This is a genomic window from Psychroflexus gondwanensis ACAM 44 (assembly GCF_000355905.1).
GTDB lineage: Bacteria > Bacteroidota > Bacteroidia > Flavobacteriales > Flavobacteriaceae > Psychroflexus > Psychroflexus gondwanensis.
This window is the reverse complement of sequence record NZ_APLF01000014.1, coordinates 1-19,834: the sequence shown is the minus strand read 5'-3', so window position 1 is coordinate 19,834 and position 19,834 is coordinate 1. Positions and strand designations below refer to the sequence as shown.

Annotated in this window: 14 protein-coding genes and 1 tRNA gene; 13 read left to right on the top strand and 2 right to left on the bottom strand. The window is 38.0% G+C overall.

The window, feature by feature from the left end; all coding sequences use genetic code 11:
* On the bottom strand, positions 1-1,458 hold the full coding sequence (miaB, locus tag PGOND44_RS11985; RefSeq protein WP_003442604.1) for a tRNA (N6-isopentenyl adenosine(37)-C2)-methylthiotransferase MiaB: 1,458 nt from the start codon (positions 1,456-1,458) through the stop codon (positions 1-3).
* A 210-nt stretch (positions 1,459-1,668) separates the two neighbouring features.
* Between miaB and topA the strand changes: the two genes are divergently transcribed.
* The 7 genes from topA to PGOND44_RS11950 all read left to right on the top strand — a co-directional run bounded on the left by topA (position 1,669) and on the right by PGOND44_RS11950 (position 11,282).
* A complete protein-coding gene (gene topA, locus PGOND44_RS11980; RefSeq protein WP_003442601.1) occupies positions 1,669-4,242 on the top strand; it encodes a type I DNA topoisomerase in 2,574 nt (857 codons plus the stop codon).
* A gap of 9 nt (positions 4,243-4,251) precedes the next feature.
* The gene (locus PGOND44_RS11975) at positions 4,252-5,409 is read left to right on the top strand and encodes a formimidoylglutamase (protein WP_003442598.1); all 1,158 of its coding nucleotides are present in this window, start codon (positions 4,252-4,254) and stop codon (positions 5,407-5,409) included.
* A 75-nt stretch (positions 5,410-5,484) separates the two neighbouring features.
* Entirely contained in the window at positions 5,485-6,861 is a 1,377-nt protein-coding gene (gene porK / locus PGOND44_RS11970) for a T9SS ring complex lipoprotein PorK/GldK (RefSeq protein WP_040556128.1), read from the top strand.
* A gap of 36 nt (positions 6,862-6,897) precedes the next feature.
* The gene (gene porL, locus PGOND44_RS11965; RefSeq protein ID WP_003442594.1) at positions 6,898-7,548 is read left to right on the top strand and encodes a type IX secretion system motor protein PorL/GldL; all 651 of its coding nucleotides are present in this window, start codon (positions 6,898-6,900) and stop codon (positions 7,546-7,548) included.
* A 24-nt stretch (positions 7,549-7,572) separates the two neighbouring features.
* On the top strand, positions 7,573-9,141 hold the full coding sequence (porM, locus tag PGOND44_RS11960) for a type IX secretion system motor protein PorM/GldM (RefSeq protein WP_003442591.1): 1,569 nt from the start codon (positions 7,573-7,575) through the stop codon (positions 9,139-9,141).
* A 10-nt stretch (positions 9,142-9,151) separates the two neighbouring features.
* Positions 9,152-10,177 (top strand): type IX secretion system ring subunit PorN/GldN, encoded by a 1,026-nt coding sequence (porN, locus tag PGOND44_RS11955; RefSeq protein ID WP_003442589.1) that lies wholly within the window; start codon positions 9,152-9,154, stop codon positions 10,175-10,177.
* Positions 10,178-10,232: 55 nt separating this feature from the next.
* Positions 10,233-11,282 (top strand): NAD(P)/FAD-dependent oxidoreductase, encoded by a 1,050-nt coding sequence (locus PGOND44_RS11950; protein WP_003442588.1) that lies wholly within the window; start codon positions 10,233-10,235, stop codon positions 11,280-11,282.
* On the opposite strand, the gene PGOND44_RS11945 is transcribed toward PGOND44_RS11950, so the two are convergent.
* The gene (locus PGOND44_RS11945) at positions 11,254-11,649 is read right to left on the bottom strand and encodes a DUF983 domain-containing protein (protein ID WP_003442587.1); all 396 of its coding nucleotides are present in this window, start codon (positions 11,647-11,649) and stop codon (positions 11,254-11,256) included. The two genes, PGOND44_RS11950 and PGOND44_RS11945, sit on opposite strands and share 29 nt — an antisense overlap.
* A gap of 63 nt (positions 11,650-11,712) precedes the next feature.
* Between PGOND44_RS11945 and PGOND44_RS11940 the strand changes: the two genes are divergently transcribed.
* The 6 genes from PGOND44_RS11940 to PGOND44_RS11915 all read left to right on the top strand — a co-directional run bounded on the left by PGOND44_RS11940 (position 11,713) and on the right by PGOND44_RS11915 (position 19,785).
* Entirely contained in the window at positions 11,713-13,623 is a 1,911-nt protein-coding gene (locus tag PGOND44_RS11940; protein ID WP_003442586.1) for an ABC-F family ATP-binding cassette domain-containing protein, read from the top strand.
* Between the two features lie 62 nt (positions 13,624-13,685).
* Positions 13,686-14,855, top strand: a complete 1,170-nt coding sequence (locus PGOND44_RS11935) for an efflux RND transporter periplasmic adaptor subunit (RefSeq protein WP_003442585.1) — start codon at positions 13,686-13,688, stop codon at positions 14,853-14,855.
* Positions 14,852-18,115 carry an efflux RND transporter permease subunit gene (locus PGOND44_RS11930; RefSeq protein ID WP_003442584.1) on the top strand — a complete coding sequence of 1,088 codons (3,264 nt, stop codon included), beginning with the start codon at positions 14,852-14,854 and terminating at the stop codon, positions 18,113-18,115. Before PGOND44_RS11935 ends, PGOND44_RS11930 begins: the two co-directional genes overlap by 4 nt.
* A gap of 5 nt (positions 18,116-18,120) precedes the next feature.
* The gene (locus tag PGOND44_RS11925; RefSeq protein WP_040556126.1) at positions 18,121-19,446 is read left to right on the top strand and encodes a TolC family protein; all 1,326 of its coding nucleotides are present in this window, start codon (positions 18,121-18,123) and stop codon (positions 19,444-19,446) included.
* On the top strand, positions 19,446-19,628 hold the full coding sequence (locus PGOND44_RS11920; RefSeq protein ID WP_003442576.1) for a CPXCG motif-containing cysteine-rich protein: 183 nt from the start codon (positions 19,446-19,448) through the stop codon (positions 19,626-19,628). The genes PGOND44_RS11925 and PGOND44_RS11920 overlap by 1 nt, the downstream gene beginning before the upstream one ends.
* Positions 19,629-19,712: 84 nt before the next feature.
* Positions 19,713-19,785 (top strand) — tRNA-Met (locus PGOND44_RS11915).
* Positions 19,786-19,834 lie beyond the last annotated feature (49 nt).

Here is a 19,834-nt window from a genome sequence, read left to right as displayed (position 1 = left end):
TTAAGATGAAAGAGCTTGCATAGGACCATAACCAACGGGTTCGCCAATTAAAGTGGCACTCGTGCACTTTTTCATTTTTACTAAAACATAATCTCCTACTTTGTAGTCTTCTTTAGGAAATACGACGGTTGTGTTTTGAGTGTTTCGTCCGCTCCATTGCAGATTGGATTTTTTAGATTCCTTTTCGATTAAAACCTCTTCAACCTTACCGAGATGCTGTTCCGTTCTAAAACGTGAATGTTTTAGCTGAACGTCTATGATTTCCTGAAGGCGTTTTTTCTTGGTAGCCTCTGAAATGTCATCTTCAAATTTTTTAGCGCCAAGCGTTCCTGGTCGTTCAGAATAAGCAAACATATACCCGAAATCGTATTTTACATAGTCCATCAAGGATATGGTGTCTTGGTGATCTTCTTCTGTTTCTGAAGGGAATCCAATGATCATATCTTGTGAGATGCCACAGCCGGGTATGATTTTTCTAATATTATCTATCATCCTAAAGTACTCCTCTCGAGTGTGGAGCCTGTTCATTTTCTTTAAAATTCTATCGCTACCACTTTGAACGGGGAGGTGTATGTAATCGCAAATATTCTTATGTTTTGCCATGATTTCAATCACATCCATCGTCATGTCCTGTGGGTTCGACGTAGAAAAGCGAATGCGCATTCCTGGTTGGGCTTTTGCTACCATGTCCAGTAAATTTGAAAAACTAACTGCCGTAGCTTTTTGCATTTCGGTTGCGCTTTTGAAATCTTTCTTCAAACCGCCACCATACCATAAGTAACTATCTACATTCTGGCCTAGTAAAGTGATTTCCTTGTAGCCTTTACTCCACAAATCATTCACTTCATCAATAATACTTAAAGGATCTCGGCTTCGTTCTCTTCCCCGAGTAAATGGCACTACGCAAAAAGTACACATATTATCACAGCCTCTGGTAATCGACACAAATGCAGATACGCCGTTGCTTTGCAAACGGACCGGTGAAATATCACCGTAAGTTTCTTCTTTGGACAAAATCACGTTTATGGCATCTCTACCACTTTCAACCTCCTCCAGTAAGTTTGGTAAATCCTTATAGGCATCTGGACCTACAACCAGATCTACAATTTTCTCTTCTTCAAGAAATTTACTTTTTAAGCGTTCTGCCATACAGCCCAAAACTCCCACCTTCATAGAAGGGTTTATTTTCTTGACGGCATTATATTTTTCCAAGCGTTTTCTTACCGTTTGCTCTGCTTTATCTCTTATAGAACAGGTATTGACCAAAACTAGGTCAGCTTCAGAAAGTTCGTTGGTAGTATTGTATCCTTGTTTATCCAATATAGACGCTACGATTTCACTATCGCTAAAATTCATAGCGCAGCCGTAACTTTCAATGTAAAGTTTCTTAGTGTTATTTTCCTTCTTTTCTTTAACCAGGGTTTTCCCCTGTAGAGTCTCATCAATAATCTTCTCCATATGAAGTTGTAATAATTTAGGCAAAGATACAAGTTATGAAATTACTGACAAACTGTCATTTTATCAATTTTAGGAGTTAAAAATTTACTTCCTTTGCCAAAATTTGCTTTGGTGTAGAGGATTGAAATCGCTTCGAAAAGTTACTTTATAGGACTTTCTAAAATCAAAATCCAAAAATTCGTATACTTTTGTAACATAAATAAATCAATAATGGCAAAAAATCTAGTAATAGTTGAGTCTCCTGCCAAAGCTAAGACTATAGAAAAATTTTTAGGTAAAGATTATAAAGTGGCTTCTAGTTTTGGTCATATTGCAGATTTACCGTCTAAAGAGCTGGGGGTAGATGTAGACAACGACTTCAAGCCTACATATATAGTTAATACCGACAAAAAAGATGTTGTTAGAAAGCTCACCAAACTAGCAAAAGAATCGGAAATTGTTTGGCTAGCGAGTGATGAGGATAGAGAAGGAGAGGCCATAGCTTGGCATCTAGCGGATGAACTGAAGCTAGATGCAAAAAAAACCAAGCGAATTGTCTTTTCTGAAATCACCAAATCCGCTATACAAAAGGCGATAAAGAATCCAAGAGAAATTAATTACAACTTAGTTAATGCTCAAAAAGCGAGACGGATTTTAGACCGTTTAGTAGGGTACGAATTATCTCCAATTTTATGGAGAAAAGTGAAAGGTGGCCTTTCTGCCGGAAGAGTTCAATCGGTATCCGTTAGATTAATAGTGGAACGGGAAAGAGACGTATTAGACTTCGATCCTCAGGTGTTTTATAGAGTAGATGCTCAATTTCAAACTAAAAATGGGGCAAGCTTTAAAGCAAAACTCCCAAAGAACCTTGAGTCTCAAAAAGAAGTAGAAGGTTTTTTAGAAACCCAGAAACAGGCCAATTTCAATGTAGATGACTTAACCAAAAAACCTGCAAAAAAATCTCCAGCGCCTCCGTTTACAACTTCTACATTACAACAAGAAGCTGCTCGGAAGCTATATTTTTCTGTTAGTAAAACCATGAATATGGCTCAGCGACTCTATGAAGCTGGACATATCACCTACATGAGAACTGATAGTGTAAACTTATCTTCTCAAGCTAAAGAAGGAGCAAAAGATGAGATTAAAAGTGCTTATGGTGATAAATACCATAAGGCTAGAAATTATAAAGGAAAGTCTAAAGGAGCACAAGAAGCCCATGAAGCTATACGACCAACAAACTTTGCCGTACATCAAATTGATGCAGAACGGGACCAACAGCGTTTATACGAGTTGATTTGGAAACGAGGTATTGCTTCGCAGATGAGCGATGCTGAACTCGAAAGAACCAACGTTAAGATATCATCAGATAAAGACGATCGTCACTTTACAGCGAACGGTGAAGTTATTAAGTTTGATGGATTTCTAAAAGTTTATTTAGAAGGTCAGGATGAAGAAGACGAAGAGCAAAGTGGATTGCTTCCAGCCATGTCTGTAGGGGAGAAATTACAGAATGATTATATTCTAGCGACAGAGCGCTATACAAGGCCACCGTCTAGATATACAGAAGCATCTCTGGTGAAAAAGTTGGAAGAATTAGGAATTGGACGCCCATCGACTTATGCTCCCACGATTTCGACAATTCAAAACAGGAAATATATTGAAAAAGGAAATATTGACGGTAGCGATAGAGAGTATGTTCAATATACTTTAAAAGATAACGATATAAAAAGCAAAACACTATCTGAAAAAGTGGGAAGCGATAGAGGCAAACTTGTCCCAACAGATGTTGGTATGGTGGTGAATGACTTTCTGGTGAAACATTTTGAAGGTATTTTAGATTATAATTTTACAGCTAAACTCGAACAAGACTTCGATGAGGTTGCTGAAGGCAATGCCCAGTGGACCAAGGTGATGAGTGACTTTTACGTACATTTCCATCCTAATGTCTTAGACGTTGCTGCTAATGCAGAACGAGAGGTAGGCGAGCGAATATTAGGAGAAGACCCTGAATCTGGCAAACCTGTGAGTGCACGTCTGGGAAAATTTGGCCCTATGGTACAAATTGGTTCTGTAGAAGACGATGAAAAGCCTAGGTTTGCAAGTTTAAAACCTAGCCAAACCTTGTCCTCAGTGACTTATGAAGAAGCCATGGACTTATTTAAACTTCCTAAACAGTTGGGAGAATATAAGGAAGAAGAGGTCGAGGCCAACATTGGTCGTTTTGGTCCTTACGTTCGATTCGGGAAAAAGTTTGTTTCTCTAGATAAAGGCGAAGATCCTTTGGACGTCACTTACGATCGCGCTGTTGAGCTTATAAAAGCAAAAGAAAAAGCAGAAGAGCCTATATACTATCATAACGAAAAAGGAGTTCAGAAAGGAGTAGGTCGTTTTGGTCCGTACTTGAAATGGGACGATATTTTTATCAATGTGAATAAAAAATATGATTTCGACAATCTTTCTGAAGAGGATATTGTTGAATTGATCGAAGATAAAATTCAGAAAGAAAAAGACAAATTAATTCATGATTGGGAAGAACAAGGTATAAAACTAGAAAAGGCAAGGTGGGGACGTTTCAAACTTTCTAAAGGAAAGACTAAAGTAGAATTGCCTAAAACTACCGATGCAGAAGGAATGGCATTGGATGAAGCAGAAGCTATTTTAGCCAAAAATACAAAGACTAAGAAAAAAACGACTAAAAAAACAGCGGCGAAGAAAACAACGACTAAAAAGCCAGCCAAAAAAACGACTGCTAAAAAGAAAACAAGCACAAAAAAGACAACTAAATCAAAACCCAAAAAATCTTAATCCACGCCAATGGCATTCGAATTTTTAGAGCCTGTTCATCCTGAACTTCAACATAAAATTAAAGATTTCTCAAACCAAACCCTATCAAATTACGTCAGTTTTTTTGATGGGGATGAGGATATTCAGCTCGATAAGTTTCAATTGGCTATAGTTTGCATTAAAGAGGAAAGAAACAGTGTCTATCCAGAAAAATCAGATTTTTTTTATGATGAAATACGGTCGAGCTTGTATGCGATGTATGTGGGTAATTGGCAAGTAGATATTATCGATTTGGGAGATATCAATAGGGGTGATGAGGTTTCTGACACCGCTTATGTGGTAAAGAATATACTTTCTAGACTTTATAGGAAGTCTATTTTACCTATTATTTTAGGAGGGAGCCAAGACCTGACGTTTTCGCAATATAGAGCCTATGATGGGATTAAGTATATGGTCAACTTAGCAACAGCAGATCATAAATTTGATCTTGGCAATTCAGAGTTGCCAATGAATGCACAATCTTATGTGGGTAAAATGATTATTGATGAGCCTTATAACTTGTTCAATTTTGCTAATCTTGGGTATCAGACGTATTTATCTCCTCAAGAAGAGATTGATTTAATGGAAAAACTTTTTTTTGATGCGGTAAGGTTAGGGGCTCTGAAGTCAGATTTCACAAGGGCTGAGCCCATTTTGAGAGACACTGATTTATTTAGCATTGATATTTATTGTGTTAAATCTTCAGAAATTGCTGATTCGAATCATAAAAATATTAACGGATTCAGTACATTTGATTTTTGTAAGTTATCTAGATATGCAGGTATGAGTGATAAATTGAGTTCTTTTGGTGTTTATGAATTGCAGTCGATGCAGAAATCTGAGGGCCTTATCAGTTTAATATCGCAGATGTTATGGTATTTTATAGAGGGTTTTAGCTTGAGGTTGAATGAGCATATTACTGAAAAGAACCCGAATTTTATGAAATACAGCGTTCCGATCGAAGATGAGGTTTTAGTTTTTTTTAAGAGTGAGATCTCAAATCGGTGGTGGATTAAAATACCAAATGAAATTAATAATAATGTACATAAACCTTCGTTATTAGCTTGTGAAAAGCAAGATTATATGGATGCCACAGTATCTATAATCCCGGATAGATGGCTGAGGGCCAAATATAAAAACACTATTTAATTTGAATTTATTTTAATTAATGTTAAGAAAAAAATTGTTTATTTGCACGCTAGATTTGAATTTAATCACTTTATTATGAAACTATATTTTACATCTTCTAAAGGTTTTTGCCTTGCACTTATGGCGTTGTTAGTTATGAGTTGTGGAAAAAGCGACAAGGGCCAGCTCGTAGGAGTGGAAGGGAAGAAATGGTATCCTGAAAAGCCATTTGGGATGGTTTTAGTCAAAGGAGGTTCCTTTATTATGGGAAAATCTGACGATGATTTGGCAAGTGTCAAGAATGCTCCGCCCAAAACGGTTACCGTTCCTTCTTTTTATATGGATGAAACCGAAATCACAAATTCTGAGTATAGGCAATTTGTTTTTCACGTCAGAGATTCTGTTGTAAGGCAAAAACTTGCTGAGGCAGCGGAGGTAGCTGGAGACGTAGGTGAAGATGGGGGTGGTAGAAATAATATGTCGATCCAATCCTTTGCTTTTAAAAATGCAACTGCTGGTGATGATGAAGAAAACTTAAGTCCTTATCAAGAATTTTCGAGATACTACGATCCGTTAGACCAAGCTTTAAATTGGAATCCCAAAATTATTTGGAAGCCATCTCAATATCCAGATGAAGACTATGTGTATGTTATGGATGAGTTCTATCTCTCTAACGATCAATCATACAATGGGCAAAGAATGCTTGATGTCACTAAATTTAAGTATAATTATAAAACGATAAATCTCGATGCAGCGGCAAGAGCTAAAGGTGCGCGAACAAATTTCATTACAGAAGAAGAAGTGATGGTTTATCCAGATACTACGGTATGGATCAAAGACTTTAACTATTCTTATAATGAACCGATGCACAATGATTATTTCTCTCATACCGCTTACGACAATTATCCAGTTGTAGGAGTGACTTGGGGGCAAGCAAAGGCTTTTGCCAATTGGAGAACCAAATATCTAAACGATTTCAGAAAACAAAAAAATGAAGCTAATGTCAACTTCTTTAGATTGCCTTCAGAAGCAGAATGGGAATATGCTGCTAGAGGTGGTATAGAAGGAGGAACCTATCCATGGGGTGGTCCTTATGCCAAAGACGATAGAGCTTGTTTTTTGGCCAACTTCAAGCCCTTTAGGGGGGATTATGCAGCCGATGAGGCTCTGTACACGGTTGAATCTGACGCTTACGAACCTAATGATTATGGCTTATATAATATGTCTGGAAATGTTGCGGAGTGGGTCAATACTTCTTACGATCCAGCTTCTTATGAATACATGTCTTCTATGAATCCTAATGTAAATAACTCCGAGAACAAACGTAAAGTCGTTCGTGGTGGGTCCTGGAAAGATGTAAGTTATTATCTGCAAGTAAGCACAAGAGATTACGAATATTCAGATTCTGCAAGAAGTTACGTCGGTTTTAGAACTGTACAAGATTTCTTAGGGAATTCACTTGATTTAGACTAAACAAACCAAAATTAAACAATCAAATAATTTATTATTATGGCAAAATCAAACAGCAGAAAGAAAATAATGAGTATGGTGTATGGCCTTGGAGCGGCTATTGTAATTATTGGGGCACTATTTAAAATTCAGCACATCTCTATTGGACCTATAACAGGTGGCTTAATGTTGACTATAGGACTTATTACTGAGGCTGTAATATTTACAATATCGGCATTTGAGCCAGTAGACAAAGATCTGGACTGGTCTAAAGTTTACCCAGAATTAACTGGAGCTGATGCGTCATCTAAAGATCAAAAGCAAGAGTTTAAGGAGGAGAGTGGACTTTTATCACAGAAATTGGATGATATGCTAAAGGAAGCGAAGATCGATTCTAAACTTATGGAGAGCCTTGGAGAAAGTATTAAAAACTTTGAGGGTGCTGCAAAAAACATTGCTCCAACAACAGAGGCAATGAATTCACAAAAGAAATATGGTGACCAAATTTCAATGGCTGCTCAACAAATGGAATCATTAAATAACTTATACAAGGTTCAAGTGGAATCCGCTACACGTCAAGCTGAAATTAACGAAGCGGTAACCGATAATGCTGGTCGTCTTAAAGATCAAATGGAATCCTTAACTGCTAACTTAAATTCTCTTAATGGTGTTTATGGCGGAATGTTAACTGCTATGAGACCTAAAGCTTAATTTTAATTATATAAATTTACTATTATGGCTGGAGGAAAGGAAACCCCAAGACAGAAGATGATTAACATGATGTATTTAGTCTTCATTGCAATGTTGGCTCTGAACATGTCTAAAGAAGTATTATCTGCATTTGGAACAATAAATGAATCTTTGGAAAATACCAATACTAATTTCGAAGAGAAAAATGATGCAGCACTAGCGGGTCTTGCTGTGAAAGCATCTGAGTCTCCAGAGCAATTTGCTGAAGTAAAGAAAAAAGCGGAAGAAGTTTCTGCGGCAACCTCAGAATTATTTACTTATTTTGCTGGTCTTAAAGAAGGAATGTATGAGTCTGTCGAAGATCCAAAAGACTATGAAACCATGGATAAAACAGCTTATACAGATGAATTATTCGTAAGTGGTGAAAAACTTACATCAGCTGGTGAAGAATTCTTAGCTAAGATGAGATCTTATAAAGACAAGATGAATCAAGCTTTAGGGGATAACGCAAAGTACGATGTCTTTTTATCCACTATTAACGAAAAATTTAGTGGAGATCCTGTTTCTCCAGATTCTGGGGTTAAGGGTGCGGAAGTCAATTATGTAAGACATCACTTTGTTGGGTATCCTTTAATTTCATCAATTACTAAAGTTACCGCCCTTCAAAATGGCTTAAAGGTTCTTGAAAATGAAATTTTATCCTCTATGCTTTCTGGTCAATTAACCCAGATTGCATCCATGGATAATTATTCAACCTTATTAGAACAAAGTAGAAGCGCTTATTACCAGGGTAATACATTTGATGGATCTATTGTCTTAGGTCGTACCGATAATTCAACTGTTCCAAATGAAGTTAAATTGACTTTAGATGGAAGACCTCTAGTTAAGGGCAAAGATTTCACGCTCGAGGGTGGTCAGGTTAAGCTTAATGTGAATGCAGGAAGTGCTGGTGATCATAAAATTGAAGGTTTGCTTATTTTTAAACAAAATGGTAAAGACATTGAAGTGCCAGTTAATAAATCATTTTCAGTGATTCCTAAGCCTAACCAAGCAATTGTTTCAGCTGATAAAATGAATGTGGTCTATAGAGGTATTGAAAACCCAATTACCGTTTCTATGCCAGGAGTCCCAGAGAATAAAGTTAATGCATCTGCTGATGGTTTGAGACGTATAAAAGGGTCTCAATACACTGTTAGGCCAACCACAGGAACTGAATTAAAAATTAATGTGACTGGTGAAATCGAGGGTGAAAAGATTACTTCGACAACGATTTTCAGGATTAAAAGTTTACCTAGACCTACGCCTACAGTAAGAGGTCAGATCCAAGAGGGTGCGGCGGTACAGATGCCTAAAAATGCTTTAAAGGTTTCACCTATCGGTGCTACATTTGAAAATTTCGATTTCGATATTACTCCTGTGGTTAAGCAATTTACGCTAAGTATCCCAGGACAACCTTCGGTAGTAGTGAATGGAAGCAGAATGGATTCAAAGGCACAAGGTCTTTTAGATTTAGCTAGAACAGGTGATATTATTCAAATATTTGATATTAAAGCTGATGTTCCTGGTGTGAACGTTAAAAACATGCCAGCTATATTAGTTCAATTAACTAACTAAAATGAAGATGATGAGATATTCAAATTTTAAGATCTTTTTATGTTCGGTGATTGCTTTGAGCACGAGTTTAGCTTCAGCACAGTCGTCCAACATTCTGAACGCTAACAAACCCTCACAGGTAGGGGTTCTCACAGAAAATCAAAAGATTTCTGATGATGATAAGCCGTTGGAATATGGATATATTGGCGACAGAGATATTTTATGGTCTAAAATCGTTTGGGAGAAGATTGATCTAAAGCAAAAGATCAATTTCCCACTGCTATACCCTACTCAGGATGATGTTTTTTCGAAAGGAAGAAGTTCTTTATACAAAGTTCTATTAGATGCTATTGAAGAAGGCTCAAAAGATTCTACATCTGCCTCTGCAATTACAGAAGTATATTCCACTAGCTATTTCACTAAGAAAAAATCTTACGAAGATATCTTAAGTTCAACCAAGGCAATTTTTCTACCAGACGTTGCACGTGAAATTTTAGGTCAATATGGTGTTACTGGAACAGATAATGTTCAGGTATTTATCAACAGATCTTTAACGGGTAAGCTCTCTGAATTTCCTGAGCTTTACCCTAAAGAACTAGTGGTTCAGATGGAGCCTTATTTGATTCCTAATAAGATCACAAGTAGAGATATCCTCGAATATCATATTAAAGGCATGTGGTACTTTGATAAAATACAAGGGGAAATGAGATACCGTCTGCTCGGTATCGCTCCGGCAGGTTACGACATCAATAGTCAAAACCAGAGTTTTTCTGGGGAACCCCAAATTGTCCCTTATTTTTGGGTCTGGTTTTCTGATGCTAGACATGTTCTACATCAAGCTAAAGTCCTAAATAATCAAAACAGTTCTATGCCTTTTAGTTTTGATCACCTTCTTAACTCTAGACGTTTCGATGCAATGATTTATAAAACTCAAAACGTTTACGAAGACAGAGAAGTCGCAGACTATATTCAAGATAATGCTTTACTTCAACTTTTGGAGTCCAATAGAATAAAAGAAGAAATCAGAAATTTTGAATTGGATATGTGGAATTACTAATCCCGATTCCTTTTAAAACCATTAAATTAGCCCTTGCAACTGTAAGGGTTTTTTTATGAAAGATGTTTTGATTGTCGGTTTTGGTATTTCTGGTCTATGCGTAGCCAGACGATTAGAAGAATCTTCTAAAACTTTTGATATTATATCAGATGAAAGTCAGCAGTCCTCAAAAGTAGCTGGGGGAGTTCTCAACCCTGTAGCTTTAAAACGTTATAATTTAGTCTGGAATGCAGCTAAATTTATGCCTGAAGCCATTGATTTCTACACTCAATTCAATAAAGACTATTCTGAATCATTTTTTGAAGCTATTCCTGTTTATAAATTGTTTTCTTCTATTGAAGATCAAAACAACTGGACGGTAGCTTCAGACCAGTCTGCTCTTGAGCCATTTATGGATCCTGCAATTCAAAAGGTGTCGGCTTCAGTATCGTCTTCATTCAAACGCGGTCAAGTCCTTCAATCTCATCTTCTACATTTGAAAGGATTGTTAGCTATTCAAAAAAATAAATTCATTAGACATCATCAATTTAAAAGTGAATCCTTTTCGTACACCGATCTCAAGGTCGGTGAGGACCATGTGAGTTACCATGAGAACACCTATCGCAAGGTTATCTTTTGTGAAGGTTATGGGGTGCATTTCAACCCATTCTTTAATTGGCTTCCCCTGTATGGAAACAAAGGGGAGTATTTGATATTTGAGTCGAAAGGTTTAAAGGCCAATTCAAGTATCTTGAAATCGCGTTATTTTATCATTCCCCTTGGAAATGATCTTTATAAGTACGGAGCGACTTATTCTAGATATGAGTTAAACGACATCCCAACCTCAGGGGGTAGAAAAGACCTTGTGGAAAAACTATCTGAGCTCATTCAATGTGATTTTAAAATTGTAGATCAGATTGCTGGAGTACGTCCAACTGTAAGAGACCGTAAACCTGTCTTAGGTGAGCATCCAGAGCATCAACATCTTTATATTCTTAATGGATTTGGAAGTAGGGGGGTGATGTGTGCACCAACTTTGTCACGAGAATTAACAGAATATATCTTTGACGGCAAACCTATTGATCGGGAAACTAACATTACACGGTTTTTGAAGTTTTATTCTTAGCATCTTTATCGTAAGACAAGAATAAATTGATCCAGATGTTTCTGGCTAGCCTCATGTTAATGGGCATCATAAGGACTAAGATTACAATAATGGAGATGAAAGAGGGGATAACTTTGAAACCCAAAATAAAGTAGGAAGTAATAAAGGCAGCAACTGAAAATGCAACTCCTAAGCCATAGCTAACATACATAGCCCCATAAAAAAAGGAAGGCTCTATTTTGTATTTAGTATTGCATACAGAGCATCTCTTATACATGTCGTAAATTTTATTCAGCTTGAAAGGGTTGGGTTCTTTATACATTTTGCCTTCATGGCAAACTGGACATTTGCCTGTAAATACACTGTATAATTTTGAACCTTTGAGCATTTTGAATAAAGTTTAGCTTTGTTAGGCAAAAATACCAATATTTGCAGAAATTTTAGGTAACATATGCTACACATTCATAATCTTTCCGTTTCATTTGGTGGAGAGTATCTTTTTAAGGAGATCAGTTTCAAGCTAAGCGCAGGAAACAGGGTGGGTCTCATTGGTAAAAACGGGGCTGGAAAATCAACAATGCTTAAGATTATCTCCGGTGAAATGACCTTAGATACAGGTCAAATTGCAAAAGATAAAGAGATTAGTATCGGTTTTTTGAAGCAAGATATCGATTTTGAGGAGGGAAGAACCGTTTTGGAGGAAACTTATCAGGCCTTTGAAGCTATCAAAACGATAGAATCTAAATTAGATCATATCAATCAGCAATTAGTAGAAAGAACAGATTACGAAAGCGATTCTTATAATCAGTTGATGATTGATCTTAATGATTATCAGCATCAATATGAGATTTTGGGGGGTTATAATTACCAAGGGGATACAGAGAAAGTTCTTAAGGGTCTTGGGTTTACAACAGAAGATTTCGAAAAGCAAACGGATACCTTCTCTGGAGGTTGGAGGATGCGTATAGAGCTTGCTAAACTACTTTTACAAAGCAACGACATACTTTTACTCGATGAGCCTACCAATCACTTGGATATAGAAAGTATTCTCTGGTTGGAAAGTTTTTTACAAAACTTTGCTGGTTGTGTTGTTATCGTGTCTCACGATAAGATGTTCCTAGATAATGTGACCAATAGAACGATAGAATTGTCTCTGGGTCAAATTTACGATTATAACAAACCTTACTCCAAGTTCAAAGTTTTAAGAGAAGAATTGAGAGAGCAGCAATTGGCTGCTCAGAAGAATCAGCAAAAGGAGATTGAACAAACCGAAAAACTGATTAGTAAGTTTAGAGCCAAAGCCAATAAGGCCTCTATGGCTCAATCCCTCATTAAAAAGCTTGAAAAAACGGAAGTCATCGAAGTAGATGAAGAGGATAACCAAGTTATGAATGTGAAATTTACCACTTCTAAAAGCCCTGGAAAAGTCGTGATTGAAGCGGAAGACCTTTCTAAAGCTTTCGGGAAGGATACGGTTTTTAAAGATGTAGACTTTCTTATAGAGCGGAATTCTAAAATCGCATTTGTAGGTCAGAATGGTCAGGGGAAATCCACTTTAGCTAAAATTATAGTAGGAGAACTAGAGCACGGCGGAAGTATAAAGCTAGGCCATAATGTCCAGATTGGATACTTTGCCCAAAACCAAGCAGAATATCTAGACGGCAATAAAACTGTTTTGGACACGATGCTTGATGCTGCCAATGAAAGCAACAGAAGCCGTGTAAGAGATATTTTAGGGTCATTCTTATTTAGGGGAGATGACGTAGGGAAATTCGTTAAAGTCCTTTCTGGAGGAGAGAGAAACCGTTTGGCTCTGGCCAAAATGTCTTTAACTCCCTTCAATGTTTTGATTATGGATGAGCCTACCAACCATTTAGATATTCAATCTAAAAATGTTTTGAAGGCAGCGCTAAATAACTTCGATGGTACCTTGATTTTAGTATCACACGATAGGGACTTTCTTCAAGGTTTAGCAGATTCTATTTACGAATTCAGAAACCACCAAGTAAAAGAATTTCTAGGAGATATAAACGATTATTTGAAATATCGTGAGCTAGAGTCCATGCGTGAAGTTGAAAAAAAGGATAAACAAAAAAAGCAAGATAAAACAGCAACTTCAAATAAAAACGACTACGAATTTCAGAAGAAGCAAAAATCTCTTCAGAATAAACTAAGTGGAGTAGAGTCTAAAATCTCCAAGCTGGAAAAAGAAATCAAGAAAAGTGACCAAGATCTTGCATTGAAATATGAAGAGATCATAAAGCAACCGAACTTTTTTGATACCTACAATGCCAAGAAAAAGCAGTTGGAAACTTTGATGAAATCTTGGGAAGACCTTCAGGTTGAAATAGAAAGTCTTTAAGTTTTCATAAAATTTAAAACTAGGGTTCAACCTTCATCCTTCTATATTGTCTAAAACGTACTATGAGAAAAATTATATTATTTGTCCTTGGGGTTGTTTTATTGGTTGGAGCCATTTTTGGAGCCAAGTTTATCATCGATAGTAAAGAACCTCCAGAAACAAAAATCCGAAAAACTGTCAAAACTGTATTCGTAGATACCGTTAAAAATTCTACGGTTCCAATCCTCATTCCCGCCAATGGGAATCTTATAGCAAAACACAGAGTAGAGCTTTATGCCGAGGTGCAAGGAGTTTTTGAATTTAGTGCAAAGCCCTTCAGAGCAGGACAGGTATATAAAAAAGGTCAAGCTTTGATTAAAATAGATGCATTGGAATACCGAGCTTCTGTCCAATCTGCCAAAAGCGATTTGTACAATCAAATCACAGCCATCATGCCAGATTTGCGACTGGACTATCCTGAGGTTTATCCCAAGTGGCAGAACTATCTCAACGGCTTCAACATTGATAAAGCAGTGCCACCACTTCCTAAGTCTGAAACGGACAAAGAGCGATTCTTCATCAATGGTAGAGGCATCAATACAGTATATTATGATGTTAAAAATCTAGAAGAACGTCTAGTGAAATACCGAATTACGGCACCCTTTGATGGCGTTTTGATTGAGGCTCTAGTGACTGAAGGGACCCTTATACGAAGCGGGCAAAAGTTAGGTGAATTTATCGATCCTGACGTCTACGAACTTCAAGTCGCAATTGCTAAAGAGTATGCCGATCTCTTACAGGAAGGGGAGTCCGTTTTATTAACCAATAATAAGAAAACACAAAGTTATACGGGTACAGTGAGTCGAATTAATGCGAGTATAGATCAGGCGACTCAAACTGTTAGCGTATTTATAGAAGTTAGAGACGCTTCTTTAAAAGAAGGCATGTACTTAATGGCTAATATTGAAGCCAAAAAAGTAGAGAACGCCATCGCTTTAGACCGCAGTTTAGTGAACGATAACAATGAGATGTTTGTAGTAAAGGATACGATTTTGAGCAGTATTAAGGTGCAACCCATCTATTTTTCAGACAAACAGGTGGTGGTAAAAGGAATTCCTGACGGTGAAGTCATTTTAGCAAAGCAAATTTCAGGGGCTTATAAGGGCATGCTGGTAAAAGTTGTTAATGATGGTCTAAGCAAAAGGGAGAAAAAGAGCGACTCTAATTCAGCTCTAGAAGCCGTAAACCAATGAGAAAAATAATATCTTATTTTATAAAGTATCATGTGGCAGTGAATGTCATGATTTTAGCTTTCGTGATTTTTGGTTTTGTGGGGATGTTTAGCTTACAGTCGTCGTATTTTCCTTTGATTGAGTCGGAAATCATCAACATAAACGTGACCTATCCCGGAGCTGCCCCAGAAGAGATTGAGGAGGGTATTGTTCTCAAGATAGAGGATAACTTGAAAGGACTGGTTGGTGTGGAACGGGTGACTTCAACTTCCCGTGAAAACGGAGGAAGCATCACGGTTGAAATCGACACCGACGAGGATATTGATGTCATGTTGACCGAGGTTAAAAATGCAGTAGATCGTGTTCCCAATTTCCCCACGGGTATGGAACCTTTGGTGGTGGCGAAACAAGAAAATATCCGTGAAACCTTCGATTATTTTGTAAGTGGTGAAGATGTAGATCTTGCCACTCTGAAGCAGATTGCGAGGCAAATGGAATACGATCTTCGAGCCATGGACGGACTCTCGCAAATTGAAATCGACGGGTATCCCGAAGAAGAAATTGAAATCGCTGTAGATGAAAATAATTTATTGGCCTATAACCTCACCTTCGCAGAAGTTGCTGAAGCCGTATCTAGAGCTAATATTTTAACCACTGGCGGAAGTATAAAAACAGAAGCGGAGGACTTTCTTATTCGGGCCGATAATCGGTCTTATTATGGCAAAGAATTAAATAATTTGGTGGTGAAATCTCAACCGGATGGGACTCAAGTTACCCTAAGGGATGTGGCAACCATCCGTGATCGATTTTCGGAAACTCCCAATGCTTCCTATATCAATGGTAGGGTAGCGGTAAGTGTCAATATTTCTACGACCAACAACGAGGATTTGATGGCTGCTGCAGAAAAAGTGAGGCAGTACGTCAAGGAGTTTAACGAGAAAAACGATACCATTGAAATTATTGTGGAAGACGACCGGAGCATCACCTTAAGTCAGCGTACCGATTTGTTGATTGAAAATGGAGCCGTGGGTATACTTCTAGTTTTGGTGTTTTTATCCTTTTTCCTCAATACACGTTTGGCTTTTTGGGTAGCCTTTGGCTTACCGATTTCGTTTTTGGGGATGTTTATTTTTGCTAGTGCCTTTGGAGTGACTATCAACGTCTTGTCTCTTTTCGGAATGATTATAGTGATCGGAATCTTAGTCGATGATGGAATTGTAATTTCTGAAAACATCTACCAGCACTACGAAATGGGCAAAAAGCCTGTCCAGGCGGCCATCGATGGAACTATGGAGGTCCTTCCTCCGATTATCTCAGCGATTATTACCACCGTATTGGCCTTTTCTACCTTTTTATTTTTGGATAGCCGTATCGGTAAGTTTTTTGCTGAAGTGAGTACAGTGGTTATTTTAACCTTGTTGGTCTCATTAATTGAAGCCTTAATCATTTTGCCGGCTCACATTGCCCACTCCAAAGCTTTGGTGAGAGATAATGAAGCTGATACAAGTAAAAAAAGTGGTCTTGATCGTTTTTTCAAAAAGTTGAGAGGGCTGAACGTTTATGGTGACCGAGTGATGGTCTTTTTGAGAGATAAGTTCTATGAGCCAGTGGTGAGGTTTACAGTCAAAAACCGATTCATCAGCTTTTCTATTATAACAGCAATGCTCATTTTGACCATCGGTTCTATTATGGGAGGTGTTGTAAAAGTGACCTTATTTCCCAGTATTGCTAGTGATCGCGTAAGTATAAATCTGTTGATGCCCGAGGGGACAAACCCAAAGAAAACAGACAGTATCATCTCGATGGTTGAAGATGCAGCGATGAGAGTAAATGAAGATTTTTCGGCTCGGCAATCTGGCAACAAGCAAGTAGTGCGTAACATCGTTAGGCGAGTAGGCCCAGGGAATAACAAAGCTTCTCTGCGGGTTAACCTTTTGCCAGGTGAAGAGCGTGACTTTGGATCTCCAGAGATTACCAATGCCATCAGGGAAGAGGTAGGTAAAGTCTATGGGGTAGAAAGTCTCACCTTTGGCTCTGGAGGTAACTTTGGAGGTAAGCCCGTATCGGTTTCGCTCTTAGGAAATAATTTGAATGAGCTAGAACAAGCCAAGGAAGAGTTGAAAGCAGTTTTGGAAGAGAACTCTACTCTTAAAGATGTGACCGACACCGATCCTTCGGGGATCAAAGAGATATCAATAAATCTTAAGGATCAAGCTTACGCCCTCGAATTGAGTTTAGGTGAAGTGATGAGTCAAGTAAGAGCTGGCTTTTTTGGGCTACAGGCCCAGCGCTTTCAAAGAGGTCAGGATGAAATTAAAGTTTGGGTAAGATACGATCGTGAAAATAGGGAGTCTATAAATGATTTGGACGATATGCGAATTGTTACGCCTACTGGCGATCGTGTTCCTTTTGGTGAAATCGCCAGCTATACGATCCAAAGGGGAACAGAATCGATAAGTCATTTGGATGGATTGCGAGAGATACGCGTAGAAGCCGATATGGAAGATCCCAACGCTAGTGCTACAGATGCTATTGCCAATATATCTGATAATATTTTACCAAGTATTTTATCAAAATACCCTAGTGTTTCTGTCTCCTACGAAGGTCAAAACCGAGAGGCAGATAAGTTGACGGATTCGGCCAAGAAAGTGATGCCTGTGGTTCTCTTTCTCATCTACGCAGTAATTGCCTTTACCTTTAGAAGTTACAGTCAGCCCCTGCTTCTAATGCTGCTTATCCCGTTTAGTATTATTGGGGTAGCCTGGGGGCATTATTTGCACGGATTCCCAGTCAATATATTATCGCTTTTAGGAATTATTGCTCTGGTGGGTATTATGGTGAACGATGGGCTGGTTCTTATAGGGAAATTCAATGCCTATCTTCGGAAAGGAATGTCTTTTGATAATGCACTGATCGAGGCGGGTAAGTCTAGGTTTAGAGCTATATTTTTAACATCACTCACAACGATTGCAGGAATTGCTCCATTGCTTTTAGAACGCAGTAGACAGGCTCAGTTTTTAAAACCAATGGCTATATCCATAGCCTACGGTATTTTTATTGCGACTTTCCTCACCTTATTATTTTTGCCACTATTGCTTTCAATAACCAATTCAGCAAAGACAAAATACAAGTGGTTGTTGACCGGCGAGCATGTTAATAAAGAGTCGGTTGAACGGGCTATAAAAGAGCAAAAAGAAGAAATCCAGCGCCAAGAGGAAATCGATGAGGCCAAAAACAAAGCAGAACAAGAGGAGAACCAACTTCAATATCAAGACAAATAAGTAGTATGAGAGTATTTTATAAGAGCCTACTTGCGTTTTTTATAATGTTTGGGATATACAGTCCTTCCAGCGCGCAGGAGGTGTTGACCAAGCAAGAAGCTATTACTCAAATGTTGGACAATAATTTCGGCATTCAATTGGCGGAAAATCAGTTGGACATAGCAGATAATAATCAGGATATCCTCAATTCGGGATATCTTCCTTCCCTTACTGGAAATGCAGGAGCCAACTATACAAAAGACGATCAAGATGTGACCTTTAGAGATGGAGAGAGCAATTCCATTACAGGTGCTGAAACCACACGTTACAATGCCTCTGTTAATTTCAACTATGTCTTATTTGATGGATTAGGACGGTTTTGGAATTATAAAAGCCTCAAGGAGGAATACAATTTGTCTTCTTTACAAGCACGTGAAACCATAGAACTTACCCTTCTCCAGCTTTTTACCGTTTATTACGAAGTTGCTCGACTTACTGAAAACGAGCAGGTATTGAAACAGACCTATGGCAATACTCAACAGCGCTTAAAGCGCGCTGAATACAGCTTTGAATACGGTCAAGTCAATAAGCTAGAAGTACTCAATGCTGAGGTTGATATTGTGAATGATAGCATCAATTTATTAAATACACGGCAGTTATTAGAAAATGCAAAGCGTGATTTGAATGTGGTTATTAATACCGATTTGGATCGAAATTTTGATGTGGATACCTTGGTCGACTTCACCAACCAAATTCAATTGGAGAATTATGTCAATAGTGCAGATGCTAATAACGTAAACCTACTGCAGGCAGAAAAGAATATAACAATTAGTGATTACGACTATAAAGCCAGTAAGGCTGTATTTTTACCTTCAATTGGGTTGACAGGCTCATATGGTTGGAATGAGGGTAACTTTCCAGTGACGAGCTTTGCCACATCGAGTACCACCACTGGTGTTTCTGGAGGGGTAAGTCTTAGCTGGGATCTATTTGATGGAGGCCGAGGGATTACCACTACCAAAAACGCCAAAATACAGTACGACAATCAGCAACTCGTTAAAGAGCAGATAAAGAAAGAGGTCACCCGAGATATTTATAATGCAAGGGGAAACTACCAAAACCGACTTAATGTTTTAGATTTACAAAAGAAAAATATATCAACAGCCAAGAATAATTTTGAGCGCTCTAGTGAACAATATAAACTAGGGCAGATTACCTCTGTGGAGTTACGTCAGTCTCAGGTGAATTTGCTAAATGCCCAGACCAGTTCAAATTTGGCTAAGTATGATGCAAAGTTAGCTGAGCTTGAGCTTTTACAACTCACAGGTCAACTTTTAAATATAGAGTTTTAATGTTCGAACATCACTTTCAATGTCCTTATTGCTGGGAAGACATAAGCATGCTTTTAGACCCGTCTGTACGTCAACAAACTTACGTAGAAGATTGTGAAGTTTGTTGTAATCCTATCGAGGTTACGACCCGCTTTGAAGCGGAAGAACTTCAAGAGTTTAGAGCGGAAGATATAGAGCAATAATATTTCATATTTTATTTTGTTGGACTTATTATTTGTTTTATATTTGCAGTCCGATACAGAGAAAAATTATTTTCAAACATATATCGCGGGGTAGAGCAGCAGGTAGCTCGTCGGGCTCATAACCCGAAGGTCACTGGTTCGAGTCCAGTCCCCGCTACTAAGAAAAGCTTCACAGAAATGTGAGGCTTTTTTTTATTTTAAGAGTT

Coding starts and splice junctions, on each gene's coding strand:
- PGOND44_RS11945 (WP_003442587.1), bottom strand. CDS start 11,649: ATGCTCAAAGGTTCAAAATTATACAGTGTATTTACAGGCAAATGTCCA.
- PGOND44_RS11935 (WP_003442585.1), top strand. CDS start 13,686: ATGAGAAAAATTATATTATTTGTCCTTGGGGTTGTTTTATTGGTTGGA.
- porN (WP_003442589.1), top strand. CDS start 9,152: ATGAGATATTCAAATTTTAAGATCTTTTTATGTTCGGTGATTGCTTTG.
- PGOND44_RS11975 (WP_003442598.1), top strand. CDS start 4,252: ATGGCATTCGAATTTTTAGAGCCTGTTCATCCTGAACTTCAACATAAA.
- PGOND44_RS11940 (WP_003442586.1), top strand. CDS start 11,713: ATGCTACACATTCATAATCTTTCCGTTTCATTTGGTGGAGAGTATCTT.
- porM (WP_003442591.1), top strand. CDS start 7,573: ATGGCTGGAGGAAAGGAAACCCCAAGACAGAAGATGATTAACATGATG.
- porL (WP_003442594.1), top strand. CDS start 6,898: ATGGCAAAATCAAACAGCAGAAAGAAAATAATGAGTATGGTGTATGGC.
- PGOND44_RS11950 (WP_003442588.1), top strand. CDS start 10,233: ATGAAAGATGTTTTGATTGTCGGTTTTGGTATTTCTGGTCTATGCGTA.
- PGOND44_RS11925 (WP_040556126.1), top strand. CDS start 18,121: ATGAGAGTATTTTATAAGAGCCTACTTGCGTTTTTTATAATGTTTGGG.
- PGOND44_RS11930 (WP_003442584.1), top strand. CDS start 14,852: ATGAGAAAAATAATATCTTATTTTATAAAGTATCATGTGGCAGTGAAT.
- topA (WP_003442601.1), top strand. CDS start 1,669: ATGGCAAAAAATCTAGTAATAGTTGAGTCTCCTGCCAAAGCTAAGACT.
- PGOND44_RS11920 (WP_003442576.1), top strand. CDS start 19,446: ATGTTCGAACATCACTTTCAATGTCCTTATTGCTGGGAAGACATAAGC.
- porK (WP_040556128.1), top strand. CDS start 5,485: ATGAAACTATATTTTACATCTTCTAAAGGTTTTTGCCTTGCACTTATG.
- miaB (WP_003442604.1), bottom strand. CDS start 1,458: ATGGAGAAGATTATTGATGAGACTCTACAGGGGAAAACCCTGGTTAAA.